This is a genomic window from Actinoplanes sp. NPDC051388, from assembly GCF_055586225.1.
In genome coordinates this window covers 267005-286596 of record NZ_JBVJIP010000002.1, presented here as the reverse complement: position 1 = coordinate 286596, position 19592 = coordinate 267005, and the positions used below count along the sequence as shown (strand labels likewise).

17 protein-coding genes are annotated in these 19592 nt (G+C 70.7%); 12 read left to right on the top strand and 5 right to left on the bottom strand.

The annotated features are described in order from the left end of the window. Positions 1-54 precede the first annotated feature (54 nt). The 3 genes from ACZ6TI_RS05510 to ACZ6TI_RS05500 all read left to right on the top strand — a co-directional run bounded on the left by ACZ6TI_RS05510 (position 55) and on the right by ACZ6TI_RS05500 (position 3325). Positions 55-1257, top strand: coding sequence for an AAA family ATPase (locus ACZ6TI_RS05510; protein ID WP_465343779.1), 1203 nt, complete (start codon positions 55-57; stop codon positions 1255-1257). 35 nt (positions 1258-1292) lie between these two features. Continuing rightward, the gene (locus tag ACZ6TI_RS05505) at positions 1293-1832 is read left to right on the top strand and encodes a DoxX family protein (protein ID WP_465343778.1); all 540 of its coding nucleotides are present in this window, start codon (positions 1293-1295) and stop codon (positions 1830-1832) included. 209 nt (positions 1833-2041) lie between these two features. After that, on the top strand, positions 2042-3325 hold the full coding sequence (locus ACZ6TI_RS05500; RefSeq protein ID WP_465343777.1) for a glycosyltransferase 87 family protein: 1284 nt from the start codon (positions 2042-2044) through the stop codon (positions 3323-3325). Here ACZ6TI_RS05500 and ACZ6TI_RS05495 read toward each other — a convergent pair. From ACZ6TI_RS05495 to moaC, 4 genes are read right to left on the bottom strand one after another with little or no spacing between them, the layout of a single operon-like run. Beyond that, positions 3312-3731: a molybdenum cofactor biosynthesis protein MoaE gene (locus ACZ6TI_RS05495; protein WP_465343776.1), complete on the bottom strand. Its 420-nt coding sequence runs from the start codon at positions 3729-3731 to the stop codon at positions 3312-3314. The genes ACZ6TI_RS05500 and ACZ6TI_RS05495 overlap by 14 nt on opposite strands. Further along, a complete protein-coding gene (locus ACZ6TI_RS05490; RefSeq protein WP_465343775.1) occupies positions 3731-4951 on the bottom strand; it encodes a molybdopterin molybdotransferase MoeA in 1221 nt (406 codons plus the stop codon). Before ACZ6TI_RS05490 ends, ACZ6TI_RS05495 begins: the two co-directional genes overlap by 1 nt. Before the next feature lie 7 nt (positions 4952-4958). Continuing rightward, positions 4959-5429 carry a MogA/MoaB family molybdenum cofactor biosynthesis protein gene (locus tag ACZ6TI_RS05485; RefSeq protein ID WP_465343774.1) on the bottom strand — a complete coding sequence of 157 codons (471 nt, stop codon included), beginning with the start codon at positions 5427-5429 and terminating at the stop codon, positions 4959-4961. Next, on the bottom strand, positions 5426-5917 hold the full coding sequence (gene moaC / locus ACZ6TI_RS05480) for a cyclic pyranopterin monophosphate synthase MoaC (protein WP_465343773.1): 492 nt from the start codon (positions 5915-5917) through the stop codon (positions 5426-5428). The genes ACZ6TI_RS05485 and moaC overlap by 4 nt, the downstream gene beginning before the upstream one ends. 535 nt (positions 5918-6452) lie before the next feature. Between moaC and ACZ6TI_RS05475 the strand changes: the two genes are divergently transcribed. Genes ACZ6TI_RS05475 through ACZ6TI_RS05455 form a run of 5 tightly spaced genes read left to right on the top strand, consistent with a single transcriptional unit; the run spans position 6453 to position 12131 of the window. Continuing rightward, on the top strand, positions 6453-8990 hold the full coding sequence (locus ACZ6TI_RS05475) for a putative bifunctional diguanylate cyclase/phosphodiesterase (protein ID WP_465343772.1): 2538 nt from the start codon (positions 6453-6455) through the stop codon (positions 8988-8990). Further along, positions 8987-10234: a glycosyltransferase 87 family protein gene (locus ACZ6TI_RS05470; RefSeq protein WP_465343771.1), complete on the top strand. Its 1248-nt coding sequence runs from the start codon at positions 8987-8989 to the stop codon at positions 10232-10234. Before ACZ6TI_RS05475 ends, ACZ6TI_RS05470 begins: the two co-directional genes overlap by 4 nt. A gap of 1 nt (position 10235) precedes the next feature. Next, on the top strand, positions 10236-10667 hold the full coding sequence (locus ACZ6TI_RS05465) for a TFIIB-type zinc ribbon-containing protein (protein WP_465343770.1): 432 nt from the start codon (positions 10236-10238) through the stop codon (positions 10665-10667). A 46-nt stretch (positions 10668-10713) separates the two neighbouring features. Continuing rightward, on the top strand, positions 10714-11340 hold the full coding sequence (locus tag ACZ6TI_RS05460; RefSeq protein WP_465343769.1) for a maleylpyruvate isomerase N-terminal domain-containing protein: 627 nt from the start codon (positions 10714-10716) through the stop codon (positions 11338-11340). Next, positions 11340-12131, top strand: coding sequence for an SDR family oxidoreductase (locus ACZ6TI_RS05455; protein WP_465343768.1), 792 nt, complete (start codon positions 11340-11342; stop codon positions 12129-12131). Before ACZ6TI_RS05460 ends, ACZ6TI_RS05455 begins: the two co-directional genes overlap by 1 nt. A 215-nt stretch (positions 12132-12346) precedes the next feature. Here ACZ6TI_RS05455 and ACZ6TI_RS05450 read toward each other — a convergent pair whose 3' ends face one another. Next, complete coding sequence (locus ACZ6TI_RS05450; protein WP_465343767.1) at positions 12347-13552, bottom strand: SUKH-3 domain-containing protein; 1206 nt, start codon at positions 13550-13552, stop codon at positions 12347-12349. Positions 13553-13657: 105 nt separating this feature from the next. Between ACZ6TI_RS05450 and ACZ6TI_RS05445 the strand changes: the two genes are divergently transcribed. Genes ACZ6TI_RS05445 through ACZ6TI_RS05430 form a run of 4 tightly spaced genes read left to right on the top strand, consistent with a single transcriptional unit; the run spans position 13658 to position 19526 of the window. After that, entirely contained in the window at positions 13658-14062 is a 405-nt protein-coding gene (locus ACZ6TI_RS05445; protein ID WP_465343766.1) for a YbaB/EbfC family nucleoid-associated protein, read from the top strand. Further along, the gene (locus ACZ6TI_RS05440) at positions 14055-14387 is read left to right on the top strand and encodes a hypothetical protein (RefSeq protein WP_465343765.1); all 333 of its coding nucleotides are present in this window, start codon (positions 14055-14057) and stop codon (positions 14385-14387) included. The genes ACZ6TI_RS05445 and ACZ6TI_RS05440 overlap by 8 nt, the downstream gene beginning before the upstream one ends. After that, entirely contained in the window at positions 14384-19315 is a 4932-nt protein-coding gene (locus ACZ6TI_RS05435) for a toxin glutamine deamidase domain-containing protein (protein ID WP_465343764.1), read from the top strand. The genes ACZ6TI_RS05440 and ACZ6TI_RS05435 overlap by 4 nt, the downstream gene beginning before the upstream one ends. After that, positions 19293-19526: a hypothetical protein gene (locus ACZ6TI_RS05430; RefSeq protein ID WP_465343763.1), complete on the top strand. Its 234-nt coding sequence runs from the start codon at positions 19293-19295 to the stop codon at positions 19524-19526. Before ACZ6TI_RS05435 ends, ACZ6TI_RS05430 begins: the two co-directional genes overlap by 23 nt. Positions 19527-19592 lie beyond the last annotated feature (66 nt).

Sequence of the window (19592 nt, the reverse complement as noted above, 5' to 3'; positions counted from 1 at the left end):
ACGGTCTACGAAGATCTAGCGCAAATGCTAGAGAGCCCGATACGGTGCTATCCCATGGATCCCGTGCGGAACCCGTACGCTCCCGGCGCAGGTCAGCGCCCTCCCGAGCTGGCCGGCCGCGACCGCGAGCTGGACGCCTTCGACGTCGTCCTGGAACGCGTCGCCCGCGGCCGCCCCGAGCGCAGCCTCGTGCTGACCGGCCTCCGCGGCGTCGGAAAGACCGTTCTGCTCAACACCCTGCGCTCCGCCGCGATCGGCCGCCTGTGGGGCACCGGCAAGATCGAGGCCCGGCCGGACCAGTCGCTGCGCCGCCCGGTCTCCGCCGCCCTGCACATGGCGATCCGCGAGCTCACCCCGCATCACCGCAGCCCGGACCGGGTGGACGAGGTGCTGGCCGTGCTCAAGGCCTTCGCGCTGCGGGCCAACGACGCCAACTCCAAGCTGCGCGACCGCTGGGCGCCGGGCATCGACGTGCCGCCGGCCCGCGGCCGCGCCGACTCCGGCGACATCGAGATCGACCTGGTCGAGCTCTTCACCGACGCCGCGTCGCTGGCCACCGACGTGGGCACCGGCATCGCGCTGTTCATCGACGAGATGCAGGACCTGGGCCCGGCCGACGTCTCCGCGCTGTGCGCCGCCTGCCACGAGTTGTCCCAGCTGGGAGCTCCGCTGATCGTGGTCGGCGCCGGTCTGCCGCACCTGCCGGCGGTGTTGTCCGCGGCCAAGTCCTATTCCGAGCGCCTCTTCCGTTACCAGCGCATCGACCGTCTCGACCGGATCGCCGCGGACCTCGCCCTGTGCGCCCCGGCCGCCCGTGAGGAGGTCGAATACGAGCAGAAGGCCCTCGACCTGCTGTACGAGAAGTCCGGCGGCTACCCGTACTTCGTGCAGGCCTATGGGAAGGCGACCTGGGATCACGCCCCGCAGACACCGGTGACCGACGCGGACGTGCGGGTGGCGGCGCCGGAGGCCGAGGCGGAGCTGGCGGTCGGCTTCTTCGGGTCACGGTTCGAGCGGGCCACGCCGGCCGAGCGGGACTACATGCGGGCGATGGCGACGCTCGGGGCCGAGGCGGCCGACGACATGGACGCCGCGGTGCCGACCTCGGACATCGCCACCGCGCTCGGCCGCAAGCCCGCGAGTCTGTCGCCGGCCAGGGACGCGCTGATCAAGAAGGGGCTGATCTACTCCGGGGAGCGGGGCACCGTCGCCTTCACCGTGCCGCACTTCGGTCGCTATCTGCGTACCCAACCTTGAGGATTTGAGTCCTTGACCGGGGTATACAGAGCTGTATGAAGCCCGTGCGCACCGCTGCCCGCGTCATGCTCGCCGCCATCTTCGTGCAGAGCGGCGTCAAGGTCCTGCTCAATCCGGAGGCGAAGGCCGCGACGGCGAGCCGCGTGACCGATCGGATCGGGCCGCTGATCGAGAAGGTCGACCCGCGCCTGCCCACCGACACCGTGACCCTGACCCGGATCAAGGGCGGTCTCGATGTGCTGGCCGGGCTGCTGCTCGCCAGCGGTCACCTGACCAGGCCGTCCGCCGCCGTGCTGGCGGCCAATCTGGTGCCGACCACGGTCGCCGGGCACCCGTTCTGGTCGGTGCCCAAGGAGGAGCGCGCCGGGCAGCAGACCCAGTTCCTGAAGAACCTGGGGCTGCTCGGCGGTCTGCTGCTGGCCGCGGCCGACACCGAGGGCCGGCCGGGTCTGAAATATCGGACCTCGCACGCGGTGGATCGCTCGCAGCGACGGGTCAAGCGCGCGGTGCGGACGGCACGCCGGGAGGCGAAGATCGCGGCCGTGTCCGCTTCCGCAGGTCGCAAGCTCGGGTGACCTTCCCGCGCCCCCGGCGTTGAACCGAGGGGGCCCACGAACTGGCCGACGCCTGATCCCTATTTCCAAATTCGCCTCGCGTTCAACGCCTCGCGATCGAATTTGAAAACAGGGCCTAGGCTTGGCCCCGCGGCAAAGCAACCGGGGGTCGAGCCATGCCGGCGATGGTGGAGAGAGCGCGCAGACTGCTGTCCGCGCGACGGTCCATCGTGGTCATTCTGAGTGCCGCGCTCGCACTCTGCGCGGTGGTCTTCCTCTTTGACTTGTACGGTTCCAGCGGCCTCACGCTGGATCGAGGCGCGGTCCGGAGCTGGCTGCAGGGCGACGGGCTCTACTCCTACCGCGATCCGGGCTCACACCTGGGCGCCGCCATGTCGCCGCCCGCCGCCTTCGCGATGATCCCGGCCGCCTTCCTGCCCACCACCCTGGCCGCCTGGCTGCTCGCGCTGGCCGGCCTGGCCGCGCTGACCCTGGCGACGATCGCGCTGGCCGCACCCGTGGCCCGCCGTTACGGCCGGGCGGTCACCCCGATCGTGCTGGCCGCCGTCCTGCTCGCGCTGGCCACCGAGCCGGTCCGCGCCGCGATCGGCCTGGGCGAACGCGACCTGCTGGTGTTCGGCCTGATCGTGGCGGATCTGGTCGCGCTGCGCCGGAGCGCCTGGGCGCGCAGCCGGGCCGCCTGGTGGCCGGGCGGCGTGGCCTCGCGCGGCATCTGGGCCACCGGCGGCTGGGCCGGCCTGGGCATCGGCATCGCGACCGCGCTGTCCGTGGGACCCGGCCTGTTCATCCTCTATCTGGCCATCACCCGGCAGTGGCGGGCGGCGCTGACCGCGCTGGGCACGGCGCTGACGCTGGCGGTGAGCGCCCTGCTGATGGCGCCGCGCGAGACGGCGGCGTGGTTCGGCGAGGTCCTGTGGCGCCTCGACCGCACCGGCGGCGTCGACCAGATCGGCAATCAGTCGCTGGCCGGCGTGCTGGCCCGGCTCTACGACTCGGAGACCACGCCGATCCTGCTCTGGCTCTCCTTCGCGATGCTGATGATGGCGGTCGGGTTCATCCGGGCCCGCGCGGCGCATCGCGACGGCGACGAGATCGCCGCGTTCACGCTGGTGGGGCTGACCGGCGCGATCATCGGCCCGGTGACCGGCACGCACGAGCTGATCTGGGTGCTGCCCGCGGTGCTGATCCTGGTGGACGCGGCCGCGCGGCGCCGGGTGTCGACTCGCCGTCCGCTGCCCGGCCGCCGCCACCGCCACCCGGGGCTGGGCCTGGCGATCGCGGCGCTGCTGACCTTCGCGCTGTTCGTGGCCGCTCCGGTGTGGAGCTTCGACGACGTGTTCCTGCGCAACTCCTATGCGCTGGCCCTGATCCTGCTGGTCAACGCGCTGCCCTGGCGCCCCGGGGTGGCGCCGGCCTTCCCTGTCAACCGCTGGATTTCGCGCCGGCCGGCGTCCCGGTCGATCCCGCCGGCGCGGCGCCCTATGGGCAGTTGACCCACTCGTCGGTGCCGTCCGTGAAGACCTGCCGCTTCCAGATCGGCAGCCGGGCCTTGGCCTCGTCGACCAGGCGCCCGCAGGCGGCGAAGGCGGCCGCCCGATGGGCCGTGCTGACCGCGGCGACCAAGGCGACGTCGCCGATGCCGAGGGCGCCGATGCGATGCGAGATGGCGACCGCGTAGACGTCCGGGTCGGCCGCGATCTCCTCGGCCACCTCGCGCAGCACCGCCTCGGCGTTGGGATGGCCCTCGTATTCCAGCAGGGCGACCCCGCGGCCGTCGTCGTGGTCGCGGACCACGCCCTGGAAGGAGACCACCGCTCCGGCCCGCGCCTCGGCCACCGCGGCCTCGTGTGCGGCCAGGTCGAGCGGCTGGTCGAGGACCCGCACCAGGACGGCCGGCATCAGCGCTCCCCGGCGAGCAGTGGCAGCGGCAGGAACGGGATCAGGTCACCGGCGGCGGCCTCGGTGCCGGGACGCACCACCAGGAAGCCGTGCGCGTTGGCCAGCCCGCGCAGCATCGCCGAGCCGACGTGCCCGACCGGTGTCGCGGATCGTCCGTCGTGGTCGAGCGCGGCCAGCGCGAGGTGGGTCTGGTCGCCGCGGCCGGCGACCCCGGCGGTGGTGACCACCTTGGGCAGTGCGGCGAGGCGCCGGCCGGCCAGTCCGGCGAGCAGCGGCTGCACGAGCGTGACCAGGGCGATCACCGCGGATTGCGGGTTGCCGGGCAGGCCGGCCAGGAAGCGGTCGCGACCGTCGGGGCCGGGCACGCGGGCCAGCAGCATCGGGAAGCCGGGCCGGACCCCCACGGTGTTCACGATGTATTCGGCGCCGAGCCGGGCGAGCGCGGGGTGCAGGTGGTCGACCGGGCCGTGCATCGTGCCGCCGGTGGTGCAGACCAGGTCGGCGGTCTCGAACGCGGTGCGGATCGCCTCGACGTGGGCCTCGAGGGTGTCCTCGACCGGCCCGGCGACCGCGTCCGGCCCGATCAGGGCGCCGCAGCGGCGCAGCCAGCCGGGCATCTGCGGGCCCAGCGAGTCGCGCACGTGGCCGTCGCCCGGTGGGCCGCTGGTGAGCAGCTCGTCGCCGAAGACCCGCAGCGCGGCCCGCGGCTGGGCGCTCACGGTCAACGTCTCGTAGCCGCAGGTGGCGGCGACGCCGATCACCGCCGGGTCGATCGCGGCGCCGACCGGCAGCAGTTCCTCGCCCTTGCTCGCCTCCTCGCCGGGCAGCCGCCACTCGGGCACCGGGCGGGGCCGGGGCTCGCCGCTGACCCGACCGTCGTCGTCCGTCGTGGAGTCCTCGATGCGCAGCAGGAAGTCGGTGCCGACCGGAACCATCGCGCCGGTGGCGATCTCGACGCAGGTGCCGGCGTCGGTCAGCGGCCCCGGCGTGTGTCCGGCCAGGATCCGGCCGACCGGCCGCCACGGGGCCGGGCCGCGCACCGCCCAGCCGTCGATGCTCGCGGTGGGGAAGGCCGGCAGGTCGGTGAGGGCCAGCAGCGGCTCGGCGAGGGTGCGACCGTCCGCCTCGTGCAGCCGGACGACCTGCGCCGGCCCGGCCGCCGCCTGCCCCGCTTCATATGCCAGCCGCCGAGCGGTCTCCCAATCCACAGGTCTCACCATCCGAAGCCTAGTGGTCGCCGCCGCGGATCTGCTCGACTGTGTGCTTCAGGATCGGGGCGAGCACGGCCAGCCCGTCGCGGGCGCCGCCGGTCGAGCCGGGCAAGTTCACGATCAGCGTGCGCCCGGAGACGCCGGCCAGCCCGCGGGAGAGGGCGGCGGCCGGCACCTTGTCGCGGCTGTGCGCCCGGATCGCCTCGGCGATGCCCGGGATCTCGAAATCCAGCAGGCCGCGGGTCGCCTCGGGGGTGCGGTCGGTCGGGGTCACGCCGGTGCCGCCGCTGGTCAGCACGACGTCGACGCCATCGGACACGGCCGCGCGCAGGGCGGCGGTGACCGGGTCACCGTCGGGCACCACGACCGGCTCCTCGTCGACCTCGCAGCCGAGGTCGCGCAGCCCGGCCACGAGCAGTGGCCCGCTGGTGTCGGCGTAGACGCCGGCTGATGCGCGGTTGGAGGCGACGATCACTCGGGCCCTCATCCGCGGTGCTCCGGGCGTACCCAATCTCCGGTCTTGCCGCCCTCCTTGCGCATCACCCGCACCGCCTCGATCGAGGCCGCGGGGTCGACCGCCTTGACCATGTCGACCAGGGCGAGGCCGGCCACCGCGACCGCGGTGAGCGCCTCCATCTCGACGCCGGTGCGATCCGCGGTCTTCGCGGTCGCGACGATCTCCACGCCCTCATCGGTCACCTCGAGGTCGACGGTCACGCCGTGCAGCGCGATCGGGTGACACAGCGGGACGAGATCGGGTGTCCGTTTGGCGCCCATGATGCCGGCCAATCGGGCCACCGCGAGTGCGTCGCCCTTGGGCAGACCGTCACCGCGCAGGAGCGCCACCACTTCCTTTGTGGTCACCAGGCGACCGGCGGCAACGGCTCGGCGGACACTCACCGTCTTGGCCGACACGTCAACCATGCGGGCAGCGCCCGCTTCGTCCACGTGAGTCAGCAGGGATTCGTCGGGCATAACGGGAGTTTATAGCCCGCCCGGCAGAATTGGATTCGCAAATTGCCAGCCGGAGCCGCACAATTCCTCTACGGCGTCTCTACGTCGAATGACGGAGATCTCTCCGCTGCTCAGCGGCAGTATCCTTCCGTTGATAACTACATCTCAGCGGATACCGCTTGTCAATCCTTTGCGTAAACCGAACACCACGTTCCGCTATTCGGATACTCCGGCCAAACCGCCACTCTACATTGCCCTGAGTTCTTGATTCAAAACATTCCGTGACGTTGGCTGAACGGATTCTCGCTTTCTGCGCATAGCGACATGAATCCCTACCAAAGCCTTAATGGATCACATAGCGTTCCATGTGTCGCGACAAGGTCTTGATCGCAGCAGTTCCGAGGGGCACGCGAATGCCTCCGCCGGAGCCTCAGGGGGTAAGGAGTTCGCCATGCGCGGTGGAGAGTGGCAGTAAGAAGCTAGATCGGGCTTCGCATCCGCAATACGCTGATGTCTGTTCGGCGCTCGTGCCGATCGCTCGCGGCGGAGAGGCCTTATGACCCGCGAACTGAGCTTGAACGATGACGCGACTGACAAGCGGCTCTCGCTGCTGGTCAGTCTCGTCGTCGTTGGGGGCAGTTTCGCCGTGGTGGCCTCCCTCGCCGCCGCCTGGGCCGATCCCGACGGCCGCCCCTCGCGCGTGGTGTCCGCAGCGATCATCATCGCGATCGCCCTGGGCAGCCGCACGCAGTGGCTGATCCGGGTCCGCTCGCACAAGCGCGGCATCTCCTGGCCCGAGGTCGGCATCCTGGTCGGCCTGACCCTGGCGTCGCCCGCCTGGGTCGTCCTCTGCACCTGCGCGGCCATCGCGATCGTCAAGATCAGCTTGCGACTGACGATGCAGAAGACCCTCTTCGCGCTCGGCAAGGACGTGCTCGCCTCGGCCGCCGCCGGACTGGTCTTCATCGCGCTCGACGTGCACCCGGGCGGCGACCACGGGCTGCTGCGCGAGGCCGTGGCCCTGGGGGTGGCCGCGCTGGTCATGTGGATCGTCGACGAGTCGCTGATGGTGCCGGTCATCGCACTGGCCACCCGGGTCGACATCCGGCAGTCGTTGCGCGACAAGTGGGGCCTGCGGGTGGCCGGCACGCTGACCCGCTACGTCGTGGCGCTGCTGGTCGCGATCATCCTCGCGCTGGGCGGTGACCCCCGGCTGCTGTTGCTGGTCGCCCCGGTGGTGTTCAGCGTCCACCTGTGGCAGACCGCACAGGTCCGCCGCCGGGAGCAGCTCGAGTCCTGGCAGCGGCTGGCGCAGACCGCCGACGAGCTGAACGTGGTGGACCTGACCTCGGTGCTCGACGTGGCGGTGACCCGGGCCGCGGAGCTGTTCTCGGTCGATGAGGCGGACATCGTGCTGCGACTGGACGACCAGACGCGGCTCGTGCGGGGCACCGCGGCCGGCCTGACCTACGACGGCGCCGCCACCGACGCCCCGGCCGGTCAGGGCGCGGTGATCGTCCAGCAGCTCGCCGGCCACGACGACGTCAATCCGATCGGAGAGCTGCGGCTGCGGCTGAACCGCTCGGTCAACCTGACCGAGTCGGAGACCTACAAGCTGCAGACGTTCGCGTCCGCGCTCTACACCGCGATCCGCAACGCGGCGGCCTATGCGGAGCTTGCACGCATCTCCGAGGAGCACGCCTACGCCGCCGCGCACGACCCGCTGACCGATCTGGCCAACCGGCGTGAGCTGCTGGAACAGGCCGAGCAGATGTTCACCGAGCGACGCGACGACGGCATGTTCGCGCTGCTGCTGATCGACCTCAACCACTTCAAAGAGGTCAACGACACGCTCGGGCACGCGGCCGGCGACCAGGTGCTGCGCGAGGTGGCGCGGCGGCTCGAGCGCGCGTCACGCCCGGACGATCTGGTCGCCCGGCTCGGCGGCGACGAGTTCGCCGTGCTGCTCACCGGCCTGCCCACCCCGGCGATCGCCAAGCACCGGGCCGAGTCGCTGCTCGCCGCGCTGGAACGCACCATCGAGGTGGACGGCATGCGGCTCACCGTCGAGGCGTCCGGCGGCATCGCGCTCGCCCCCGGCAGCGGCGGCGTCACCGAACTGCTGCGCCGCGCCGACGTGGCGATGTACCAGGCGAAGCGGTCCGGCGACCGCACCGTCGACTACGCGCACTCCCGCGACACCGCGGACGTCGGCCGGCTGATGCTGGGCGGCGAGCTGCGCCGCGCGGTGGCCGAACACGAGTTCGTCGTCGACTTCCAGCCGATCGTCGACCTGGGCAGCGGCGACGTGGTGTCGGCCGAGGCGCTGGCCCGCTGGGGCCACCCCGAGCACGGCAACCTGCCGCCCGGCCGCTTCCTGGAGTCCATCGAGCGGTCCGGCCAGCTGCCCGCTTTCGCCGACGCGGTGCTCGAGCAGGCCCTCGCCGCGGCCGGCACCTGGCAGGAGGCCGGCTTCGACCTGCCGGTCGCGGTCAACGTGTCGCCGCGCAGCCTGCTCGACCCGTCGTTCCCGGCCTCGGTGCTGGCCCGGCTGGAAAGTCACGGTGTGCCGGCCGACCGCCTGGTGCTCGAGCTGGCCGAGACGCTGACCATCAGCCAGCTCGAGGTGGTCGAACGGGCGCTGGCCGAACTGCGCGACGCCGGGGTGCGCCTCGCGCTCGACGACTTCGGCACCGGCGTCTCGTCGCTGTCGGTGCTGTCCCGCATCCCGGTGCACCAGCTCAAGATCGGCCGCGAGTTCGTGGTCGCGGTGGAGACCTCCTCGGAGGCGGCCGCGGTCATCCGGTCCACCGTGGACCTGGCTCGCAGCCTGCATCTGACGGTGGTGGCCGAGGGTGTGGAGAGCGAGCCGCAGCGGCACGCGCTGTGGGAGCTGGGCTGCGTGTCCGGCCAGGGGCACCTGTTCGCGCGGCCGATGCAGGCCGGGCGGATGCTCGCCGCTCTGCAGCGCGGGGCGGGCGGCCGGCCGGGCGCGCTGGCCTCGGCACTGCATGACGCGGGCGCCGTGGTGCGGCTGCCGCGCCGCAGGTCACCGGGGCACGGCCGATCTTCTCTGCCACACTTGCCCGCGTGACCAACCTGCTCGCCCGGGCTTCCCGAGCCGCGGACGGGCGTGCTCTCGACCTCGCGCTCTACGGCATCTCCGCCCTGTTCGCGCTGGTCACGGCGCTCAGCTCGACGTTGCTGCCGCATCGGGCCTGGGGATCGGTGGCCGTCTGGGGTTATCTGGCGGCGTTCCTGGTGATCGCCGTCCAGCAGCTCTCCCCCCGGCTGCGCGTGGGTGGGCGGATGGCCCTGACCTGGGCGACGTTCGCGCTGGTGGCGCTGCTGCCGCTGGTCCTGCAGGCGATCCAGCGGGCCGGCGGCCGGGCCGATCGCGCGCAGGAGGAGGTGCTGGTCGTCGAGGAGATGGGCGGCCGGCTCGCGGAGACCGGCACGCCCTACCTGTCGCACGACGCGATCGCCGCGCTGCCCGCCGGGGCGCAGCTCGGGGCATACAGCCCCTACCAGCCCGGGATGGCGGTCTTCGGGTTGCCGCGCGCCTGGTTCGGGGACTTCTGGTGGACGGATTCGCGGGTCTGGTTCGCGGTGCTGACGGTGGGTGCGCTGGCCTGGGCCGTCTCGCTGGTGCCGGAGGTGCGGGCGGCGCAGGCGGCGACGGTGTTTCCGATCTGTGCGCTGACGCTCGCGACCGGTGGCGATGATCTGCCGGTGCTGGCGCTCTGCCTGCTCGCGCTGGCCCTCTGCGGGCAGTCCCGGTTCGGTGCGGCGGGGGTGGCGGTGGGTGCGGCTGCGGCGTGCAAGCTCTTCGCCTTCCCGGTCGTGATCGTGCTGGCCGTGCTGGCCGTCGCCTCCTCGGCCGGTGGTTCTCGGGTTGCCGCCGGGCGCTTTCTGCCCGGTGCTCTTGGCCTGCCGCTGCTCGTCCTGGTGCCGCCGCTGCTCGTCGACGCGGACGCCCTGGTGGAGAACGTGATCCGTTTCCCGCTCGGCCACGGCCTGGTGACCAGCCCCGCCCAATCCCCGTTCCCCGGATATCTGATCTCCTCGGCGGTTCCCGGCGGTCGCTATGTCGCGGCCGCGCTGCTGGTCGCCGCGGGACTGGCGATCGCCGTCCTGCTCCTGCGCCGTCCGCCACGCACGGCCGCCTCGGCCGGCCTCTTCTGCGGGTACGGGCTCCTGACCGCGATCCTGCTCATGCCCACCACCCGTTTCGGTTACCTGCTGTATCCCGTAGCCCTGCTGGTCTGGGCCGCAGCACTCAGCAGACGCACAGCAACTACAGCCCCGCGAGGTGACGTGGCCTTGTACCGTTTGTGAGATGCAGACGACCTGTCCCAAGTGTCACGGCGAGATGCGGACGTATGAGCGCTCCGGCGTCACCATCGACCAGTGCACCGAGTGCCGCGGCATCTTCCTGGACCGTGGCGAGTTGGAGAAGATCTTCGAGGCCGAGGCGACCTTCAACAGCCGCCAGGCCGCTGCCCCCGCCGCGCCGCCGCGCCCGCAGGCGCCGCCGCCCGGTGGATATCCCCCGCCGCCCGGTGGTGGCTACGCGGCGCCGCCGCCCCCGCCGGTGCACGGTCAGCCTGCCTATGGCCAGCCCGGTTACGGCCAGCCCGGTTACGGTCAGCCCGCCTATGGCCAGCCGGCCTACGGCGCGCACGGTGGCCACCACGGCCACTACCGCCAGCGCGGGCACCACGGCCACTACCGCCGCAAGAAGACTTTCCTCAACGAGCTCTTCGACTGAGGCTCTTCCCGCTGCGCCGCGTCCGGGGTCGTGCCATCCTCTGCTGATGTCTGCTCTGGACGCGGCGTATGCCGGCATCACCCGGGTCGTCACCGGCCTGGACGAGCACGATCTGCTGCTGCCCTCGGGCTGCCACGGCTGGACCATCGCCGACCTGCTGCTGCACCTCACGCTTGACGCCCAGCGCGCGCTGGTGACGGTGGCGACGCCCGCCGCGGGTCCCCCGGACGTGGACGCCGTCACCTATTGGCAGGCCTTCCCCGCCGACCGGGACACCTCGGAGCAGGCCCATTGGCTGCGCCGCGCATCCGCCGCCTTCCCGAGCCCCGGCGCCATCGTCGAGCTGTGGACCGAGACCGCTCCAGCGGCCGCCCGAGCCGCCGCGCTGGCCGACTCCCACGGTTACGTGGCGACCCAGGGTCACGTGCTGGCCCTGCCGGATTTCGTGGCCACGCTGGTCACCGAAGCGGTCCTGCACCACCTGGACCTGATCGTGTCGCTGCCGGACGCCCCGCAGCCGCCCCCGTCGGCGGTGGCCGTGACACTGTCCACCCTGGAGGGCCTGGCCGACCTCCCGAAGGATTGGTCCGACCGGGACAAGCTGCTGAAGGCGACCGGCCGAGCCCCACTGACCGACGCCGAGCGGGCCGCCGGCTTCCCGGTCCTGAGCTGATGACCCTCGCCGACGACCGCAGCGCCACGCTGCAGGGTCGCGTGGTCGTAGTGACCGGCGCGAGCCGGCGCATCGCGATCGGCGCGGCCATCGCCCGCGCCGTGGTCGCACAGGGCGGATCGGTGCTGATCCACTCGTGGGCGCCACACGACGCCGAGCAGCCGTGGGGCGCCGACCCCGAAGGCCCACTCGCGCTGGTGGCGGAGCTGGGCGACCGAGCCGCACACGTCTCCGCCGACTTCACCGACCCCGAGGCGCCGGCCGAGGTGATCGCCGCGGCCCGCGCGGCCTTCGGGCACGTGGACGCGGTGGTGGCCAACCACGCCCGAGCCAGCATGCAGGCCCTGGAGGACCTCACCGCGGAGGAGCTGGACCTCAGCTACGCGGTGAACACCAGGGCGACGTTGTTGCTGGTCAAGGAGTTCGCCGCCCAGCACGACGACACCCGCGCCGGCGGCCGGGCCCTGCTGTTCACCTCGGGCCAGTACCACGGCGCCATGCCCGCCGAACTCCCCTACATCGCCTCGAAGGCCGCCCTGCACGAACTCACCCGAAGCCTGGCCGTGCACCTGATGCCCCGCACCATCACGGTCAACTGCATAAACCCAGGACCAAACGACACCGGGTACGCGGACGACACCCTCCGCGCCGCCGTCACCAAGGCCAACCCGGGCGGCCGCTGGAGCCACCCCACGGACACCGCCCGCCTGGTCACCTGGCTGCTGAGCGACGAAGCCGACTGGATAACCGGCCAGACAATCGCCTCCGACGGCGGCTGGTCAGCCCGCTAGCCGACGCCCGCAGTCACCTTGACTCCGCCCGACTCGATCCTCGCGCTTCCTCACAGGCAGCCTCGCGCTTCCTCACAGGCAGCCTCGCGCTTCCTCACAGGCAGCCTCGCGCTTCCTCACAGGCAGCCTCGCGCTTCCTCACAGGCAGCAGAGCCCCTCTGCTTCCTCTGGGGAAGCGCCGGCGGTCGCGGCGCTCGAATCGCGTCGCCGCGCGGCTACCAGGTGCCGTCGTCTCGGATGCGCTCCGCCGGGCCGTCCCCCGTCAGCAGGTTGATCAGCACCTCGTCGAGGGTCTCGCCCAGATACCACTCGCCGCCCTGATCCAGCGCGAAGATCCGTCCGCGCTCGTCGATCGCGAAGATCGTGTCGTCCCAGTGCTCGGCGCCGATCGGGAACAGCCTCTCCCCGATCACCGTCGCCAACTCGCCCAACACAGCGGCCGTGTGCCCCAGGTCACGCGGATCGATCAGCACCGACCGGATCGCCCGCCGCACCCCGGAAATGCCCGGCCTGGTGAGCACCAACGGAAAGTCGATCAATGCCTGCCGGGCCGCGGGAAAGGCGCTGTGGCCGTACCCCGCAAGGTCTTTGATTTTGCGATCTGCGACGGACTCGCGGGCGACCTCGTGCATCGGGTGCCACCCGGCGCCGGCCAATGTGCGCGCTATCACGTCGGGGAAGCGGCCCGGCTCGGCGACGCGGTCGTCGAACTCCGTCTCATAGCCCTCGGCATGCGCGAGTTCGGGCCACGGCAGCACCGCGAAATCGACCAGAACGCGGATGCACGACTCGCACAATCGGGCCGGCTGCCCAGCCAGTGGATCACCCGGTTCGCGGATGAAAAAGGCTTCAAATTCACTGGTACGCAACAGATCGCGCGCGTCACCCAGCGTCGCCGGCTGAAGAACATGCAGCGCATCCGACAGCGCGATCAACTCCGCATGCCGCTCGCCACCACGCACCAGTCTGCCCTGGTCCATTGTGGCCAGATGCTCGGAAACCAGCGGATGATGCGCGATTTCCTGATCACCCTTGGCGCCCCGGGCCATGAACATCCGCCCACCGACGGTGAGGTGCGCGGCCGTGGTGGGGCTGGGCCGGCGACGAGCGTTGCGCAACAATTCGACGGCCGGATCAAGGGTGCGCCGCCGGGCCGTGAGCTCGGGCCGGCGCGCGCGATAGAGGTCGGCCAGCGTCTCCGTGGGCACGGCCGGCCAGGTGGTCAGCAGGCCGGTGGCACGGTCGATCACATGCCGCCCGCCGTCGCCCGGGATCGGCGTCACCGACTCGGGCGGTCGCGTCCACACGACGTAGCCAAGATCGAATTCGGCGAGCACGGGCGTGCACACGTACCCCAGCCTCGCGGTCTCCTGCCGCGCCCAGCCGGCAGCGATCTCCTCGGCCTCCGCCGGCGTGATCATGGCGCCTCCCCGGTCCCGTGTGCGCTGCGAAACTACCGGACCACGGAAGGTTGCGCGGCCCGGTACTCTCCGAACCGGACTCGCGGGCTTGGCAGGGGAGGTCAGGTGGCGGAGACGGCTGATCGCGACGCGAACAGTGCCTTGCGCGCACGCTTCGATGATGTTGTCGGTCACTATCGCAAGCTGCGCTCAGGCCTGGGTGACCTGCAGAAACAGCTGGCCGAGCTGCGCGTGACCGCGACGTCGCGGGACGGCACGGTAACGGCGACGGTCGATGCCCGCGGCCGGCTCGTCGACCTCAAGCTGCATCGCGCGTCATCGGCCGATTTGGACAAAACCATCGTCGCCACGACGCAGGCCGCTGCCACTCGCGCGACCGGCCGGGTGCAGGAGCTGATGGCCACGACGCTGCCCCCCGACTCCGGCGCGGTGTCCTTTGTGCAGGACGGCGACTTCGGCTCGCTGCTGCGCCGATCCGACGACGTGATGCGGCGGGCCGGCGATGAGTGACGGCGTATATCTGGACGCCCCGGTCACCTCGGCCGGCGCCGTCGATCTGACCGCGGCCGGCCAGGATCTGGTGACCCTGCTGACGACGGAGGGTGCGGCGCTGGCCGCGCAGTCCCAGGCCCGGCCGTGGGGCAACGACGACATCGGCCAGGGCTTCGACCGCGGCTACCGGCCCGCCGAGCAGCAGTTCTTCGCCGCGCTGGGCGCGCTCGGCGGCCATCTGCGCACGCTCGGCGAACAGGTCACGATGGTGGTGGCGGAGAGTCAACAGACAGATCAGGCTTCCGGGGCACGCGTGCACAACGCGTACCGGGAACAGATATGACGATCCTGCCCAGCCCGATCCCGCACCCGCTCGACTTCAGCCCGTGGGACCTGCCCGGCTGGTGTTACGAAGCGCTCGAGTGGGTGGTCGGCTTCGACTGGCCGGAGGGCAACGAAGCCACCACCTGGGACCTGGCCGATCGCTGGTTCTCCCTGGCCGGCCTGCTCGCCGAGCCCTCCGAAGACGCGGCTGCCGCCGCTTCCAAAATCCTTTCCGGGTACGCGGGCGACGGCGCCGATGCCTTCGCGGCAGCGTTCAATCAGGTGCCACTCGACGCGCTCATCGAGGTCGCGAACGAGCTCGGCAAAATGATCGAGGAGTGCGGCTGCGACATCGAGGGCGCGAAGATCGAGGCCTGGATCGAGATCGGCCTGTTCGTGATCGAGCTGGTCGGCATGGCGGTCGCGGTGACGGTCACGCTGGGTGCGGCATCCCCGGCCGCGGGCGGGCTGATCGCGGCGACGCGGTTCATCATCCAGCAGATCTTCAAGAAGCTCGTCGAGCAACTCAGCCGCAAAGCGTTGAAGCAGGCCGGATCGCGGGCCGTGGCGCAGTTGTCCACCCGGGCGGGGTGGAAGACGCTCGGGCGCGGGGCGCTGCGGGAGGGGATCGACGAGGCGCGGGAGGAACTGGTCACCAACGCGGGGATCCAGGGATATCAGAGCGCCGGCGGGCGTGCGGACGGGATCTCGGTCAGTGAGCTCGGGTGGTCGGCGGCGGCCGGGTTCGGTGGCGGGTTCGCTTCCGGGGGCGCGCATGTCGGTGCTGGTCATCACGGGTCGTCCGGGTTGGGGCGTGGGGCGGCCGGGGAGGTGCTCGGGGAGTTCGGCGGGGCGGCGGTCACCGGGGATCTGCCTTCGGCCGAGGGGTTGGCCAAGGCGGGGACGTCGGGGGCGGCCGGGTCGGCGATGCAGGCGGGCGGGTCGGCGGATCTGTCGGCGCTGGCACCTGTTTCGCTGCCGGGGGCGGGCACGCAGCCGTTGGTGGCGGCGTCCGGCGATCCGGTTGGGCTGGGCGCTCCCGTCTCTGCGGCAGACCCGGGCACCGTCACCGACCCGGACGCGACGATCGTGGCCGCGATGCCTGGCGACCCGGTTCCCGCGTCGGGTGATCTTGAGGCGGCTGGACTGAGCGATCCCGTCCCTGTCGTGGCCGCGGCGCCCGGCGATCCGGTTTCCGTCTCGGGTGATCTTGGGACGGCTGGGTTGAGCGATCCCGTCCCTGTCGTGGCCGCGGCATCCGGCGATCCGGCTTCCGTCTCGGGTGATCTTGCGACGGTTGGGCCGGATTCTCCCCTCTCCGCGGCTGGTTCGACCGGCGCCGCCACCGATCCGGCGGCCGGCTCCGGTGTCGCCGTCGACCCGGCCGGCGGCGCTGGCGCGGCCTCATCAGCTGCTCCCGCCGCTGCGGCGGGTGGCGCTTCCCATCAGGTCGGTGACACGGAGACGACACATTCGCCGATTTCGGTCGCGGGCCCGGTCGGCGATGTGATGCCCGCCGCGAACCCTCAGGGCCAGGACCTGTCGGGTGTCTCGACGGCGGTCGGTCCGGACCCTTCGCCGAGCCTCAGCGCGGCTGCCGCGGCACCGGCGGCACCGTTGCCTGCAGCCGGTTTCCCGGATCCGACCGGCTCGCCGCAGATCCCGCCGCCGGGTCAGATCCCACCTTCAGCCGGTGTGCCCGCGGTATCCGATGTAGATCTAGGCGGTCAGCAGTCGCCTTCAGACCAGCGGAACCGACCTGCCGCAACGTCAGATCCGGCCTCCCGGGCCGAGGGTCGTGCCACGGTCCCCACGCCGCGACCAGACCCGGCAAGCCCGTCGCCGCGAGCAGACGCGGCAGGCCTTTCGACGCGACCGCCCGCATCTGACCTGTCCCGCACGAGCCCGCATCTCGACGGCCCAGGCCGCAACTCACCCTCACCGGCGACCTACGCCGGCGCCGACCTGCGGACCGGCACCACGGCACCTGACCCAGCCACTACACGTCCCGGCCTGACGTCTCCCGTTTCCACAGACGCCGGCGTCAACACCACGACACCCCGGTCCGGCCCTGCGCGCACCGACAGTGGCGTGCCGCACGTCAGCCCGCCGCCATCCGACTCCCCGCCCGCCGATGTGAGAACCGCCCTACCGCGGACCAGTCCCGGACAATCTGAAGGCGGCCTGCCGCACGTCAGCACGCCGCCACACGGCTCCCCGCCCGCCAACACCACAACCAGCCCACACCGGACCACACCCCCGCGAACCGAAGGTGGCCTGCCGCACGTCGGCACGCCGCCGCCTGGCGATGTCAGCGGCATGACACCGCGGACTGGGCCTGCGCCGGCCGACATGACTTCGCCGCGACCCGGCACGCCGGCTGCCGAGGTGGGTCCGCCGCGGATGGGGCTTGCGCCGACGGAGACCGTTCCGGGGCGTCCTGCATCGGGCGATGTCGCCGCGCCGGCGCAGCCTGATGCGCGAGCGGCCCAGCCTCGGACTCATCCGATCGACGGTGGGACGACGCCGGGTGACGAGAAGGCGGTGGGGATTGGCACCACTGTGCCGCGGACTGGGGACACCGGGGCGCCGCGGAGTGGGGTGCCGGGGGCGGATGGGGGCTCACCGCGTACCCAACTGCCTTTGGAGGCTCGCCGGAGTCCGGAGGCGGAGGCGGACCGCTCGGATCTCGATCTCATTGCCGCCGCTCTGGGGCCGCCGCCGGCGGTTCGGAAGGATCCGGACGCGCTCGAGGTCGAGGCCTACTTCGGGTATCAGCAGCATGCTCGGAACAACTTCGAGACCGGGCGTCGTGAGGACGTCTCGGCGTTTCTGCGTGGGCGATCGGTGAAGGTGCGGTTCGACGCCACCGGCATGAATCGGGACGCGGATGTGGCCCTGCGTGACGGGTTGACGCTGCGGGCGGAGCATTTGCGGGCGTCGGCGCGGGAAGCCGTGCACGAGTCGCAGGACCTGCAGACCCAGGCGGCGCGGGTTGCGGTGGGTGAGTTGCCACCGGCGGTGGTCGAGGTGTCCGGCGCCGACTGGACGCGCATCAACGACGACGTCGGCAACCTGGTCCCCGGCGGCCTCGACACGGACGACACGTCGCGGCTGACCGGTGATGATCATCCGGCGGCGGTCAATCGCAGTCGGCGCTACGACATGCCGGGCGGCTTGCGGAGGCCGTTGGCCGTACATCAGAAGGACCTGGAGCGCGCGATGCCGCGCGACGGCGACGGCCGGGTGGTGCGGCAGGCCGACCCGCGCGAGGGCACGTGGTTCGACCTGGCCAACGACGGCGGCCCGGAGGCCGACCCGACCAGAGGCATCAACTGCGTCGACGGTGTGCTGTCGCTGTTCGACACCTATCTGCATGGTCGCCCGCGCGTGTCGGCCCCGCGGACCTTCGATTCCTACGCGTGGGGCGACCCGAACCGCCCCCTCGGCCCGGAGGCCGGCGGAATCGCCCGGATCCAACAGGTAACCCAGGGCCACTTTGCCAGCCTGACCCCGCCGGACGCCGACCCCAGCCAGTCGGTGGACCAGGCCATGCATCGCCTGAACTCGCATCTGCTGAGGCTGGAACACGGCGCTTTCGCGTTCATCGTCACGCAGTCAGAGGGCGGCGACGCACATGCGTGGGCAGCGGTGAACCACGGCGGCACGATCTTGTACCTGGATCCCCAGACGAGGCAGATCTCGGACGAGATCCCGCTGTACCGCCACACCGGCCAGCCATCACCATCCAATGTGGTCTCGGTGGCGGCGCTGGTGACAGATCCGGACGGCAACTACTCGAGCCCGCAGTTCCACGAGTCGAACCGCCCAGGAAACCCACCCGACCCCACCGGCGCCGAGTCGCCGACAGGTCCTGCCGATGCTGCAGCAGACGACCAACCGCAGGGAGATAGGGCTGGACCGACAGACCCTCCGTCGCGACGTGAGACTCTGCGTAACCACCTGCGGCACGGATTCTCGGGCGCGGAAGCCTCTGCACGCGAGGAGTCCAGGGTCCTGCGGGCTCTCAAGCCCCACGAACACGCGGCACTCGAGGCGTCGATCCTCGACTCAAAAGTCGCCGCCGCACGGATTTCGGGAGATCTGCATCGCCTCGTTGGCGGCATGGAACCCGATCACGAGCAGAGTCGCCCGGCAGTAGTCGACGAAGAAAACCGTGTCAAAAGCCTTGGCTCACTTGCCCGGAAGTTCGTGCAACGCCGAGCCGTTGGCACGGCCGACTTGGGCGCATACATCAATAACGCGCATGACCGCGTGCGCTTCTCGATCCAGCTAGCGGAAGACAACTACACGAGCAGAGTCGTGTCCGTCTTGAGGATCCTTGAAACACGGGGTTATCAGATTGAGGAAAACTCGAGTTTCTGGGGAGATGGCAAGGGTAGACACAATGGATTCAACAGTGTTCTGGTGGATCCTGCGGGGTTCAGGTTCGAGATACAGTTTCCGACTCCGTTGTCTCGTTCCGTCGGGAAGAACACCCACGATCTCTACGAGATCATTCGCCTGACTGGACGTGGTCTTCCTGAGGCAGTACTCGTTAGAGCTTTCCTCGCAACCCTTGCGTTCAACAAGTTGGCTGACCTCGCCAACCATCAACCCGCAGGCATTAACGATATCGACGGCGTGGAACTGATCGACACTTCATTCGCCAACTGGGCAGGGGGTCGCGGCAGAGACCCCTGGGTGTACTCTCTGGTCCTCTTGAAGCACGCAGGATTGGAAATCACAGAAGTACTCGCCACCTGGGGCCTGACGGTAGAGGACGTGCCAGGTATAGATAGGGTTGGTGCACTGAATGAGCGAGAACGTGTTCAAGTATCAAGCCTTCTTCAAAGACAAGCGGTCGACCGAGGTCAGCAGCTTGAGCGCCTCCTTGGTCCGTTTGGAAGGGCCATTTCAGGCGGTGATCTGGGAGGCGACCTATAAAGAATGGATCTATGCGCCGGGCATAGTCTTCGGGCTTCTCTACGACGACGATGACGAGATCCCGTCAATGCCAGTTGATCGTGAACAGGCCGAGCAGCTTGCCCGCGACCATCTCCACACCGAGCTACCGAGCGTCGACACCCTCGATGCCATGATCGAAGAAGGCGATCGGCGAGGTTGGGAGTACGGCCCTCCCCGCGACGAGCAATGACCACGACGTTCACTGTTCTGCGGCGTAGCAATCGCCTGGGCCGCCCTCGGCGCCAGGATCAAGGAT

Excerpts from the sequence above, each read along its gene's own strand:
- ACZ6TI_RS05510 (WP_465343779.1), top strand. The coding sequence starts at position 55 with ATGGATCCCGTGCGGAACCCGTACGCTCCCGGCGCAGGTCAGCGCCCT.
- ACZ6TI_RS05505 (WP_465343778.1), top strand. The coding sequence starts at position 1,293 with ATGAAGCCCGTGCGCACCGCTGCCCGCGTCATGCTCGCCGCCATCTTC.
- ACZ6TI_RS05495 (WP_465343776.1), bottom strand. The coding sequence starts at position 3,731 with ATGCCGGCCGTCCTGGTGCGGGTCCTCGACCAGCCGCTCGACCTGGCC.
- ACZ6TI_RS05490 (WP_465343775.1), bottom strand. The coding sequence starts at position 4,951 with ATGGTGAGACCTGTGGATTGGGAGACCGCTCGGCGGCTGGCATATGAA.
- ACZ6TI_RS05485 (WP_465343774.1), bottom strand. The coding sequence starts at position 5,429 with ATGAGGGCCCGAGTGATCGTCGCCTCCAACCGCGCATCAGCCGGCGTC.
- moaC (WP_465343773.1), bottom strand. The coding sequence starts at position 5,917 with ATGCCCGACGAATCCCTGCTGACTCACGTGGACGAAGCGGGCGCTGCC.
- ACZ6TI_RS05475 (WP_465343772.1), top strand. The coding sequence starts at position 6,453 with ATGACCCGCGAACTGAGCTTGAACGATGACGCGACTGACAAGCGGCTC.
- ACZ6TI_RS05465 (WP_465343770.1), top strand. The coding sequence starts at position 10,236 with ATGCAGACGACCTGTCCCAAGTGTCACGGCGAGATGCGGACGTATGAG.
- ACZ6TI_RS05460 (WP_465343769.1), top strand. The coding sequence starts at position 10,714 with ATGTCTGCTCTGGACGCGGCGTATGCCGGCATCACCCGGGTCGTCACC.
- ACZ6TI_RS05455 (WP_465343768.1), top strand. The coding sequence starts at position 11,340 with ATGACCCTCGCCGACGACCGCAGCGCCACGCTGCAGGGTCGCGTGGTC.
- ACZ6TI_RS05450 (WP_465343767.1), bottom strand. The coding sequence starts at position 13,552 with ATGATCACGCCGGCGGAGGCCGAGGAGATCGCTGCCGGCTGGGCGCGG.
- ACZ6TI_RS05440 (WP_465343765.1), top strand. The coding sequence starts at position 14,055 with ATGAGTGACGGCGTATATCTGGACGCCCCGGTCACCTCGGCCGGCGCC.
- ACZ6TI_RS05435 (WP_465343764.1), top strand. The coding sequence starts at position 14,384 with ATGACGATCCTGCCCAGCCCGATCCCGCACCCGCTCGACTTCAGCCCG.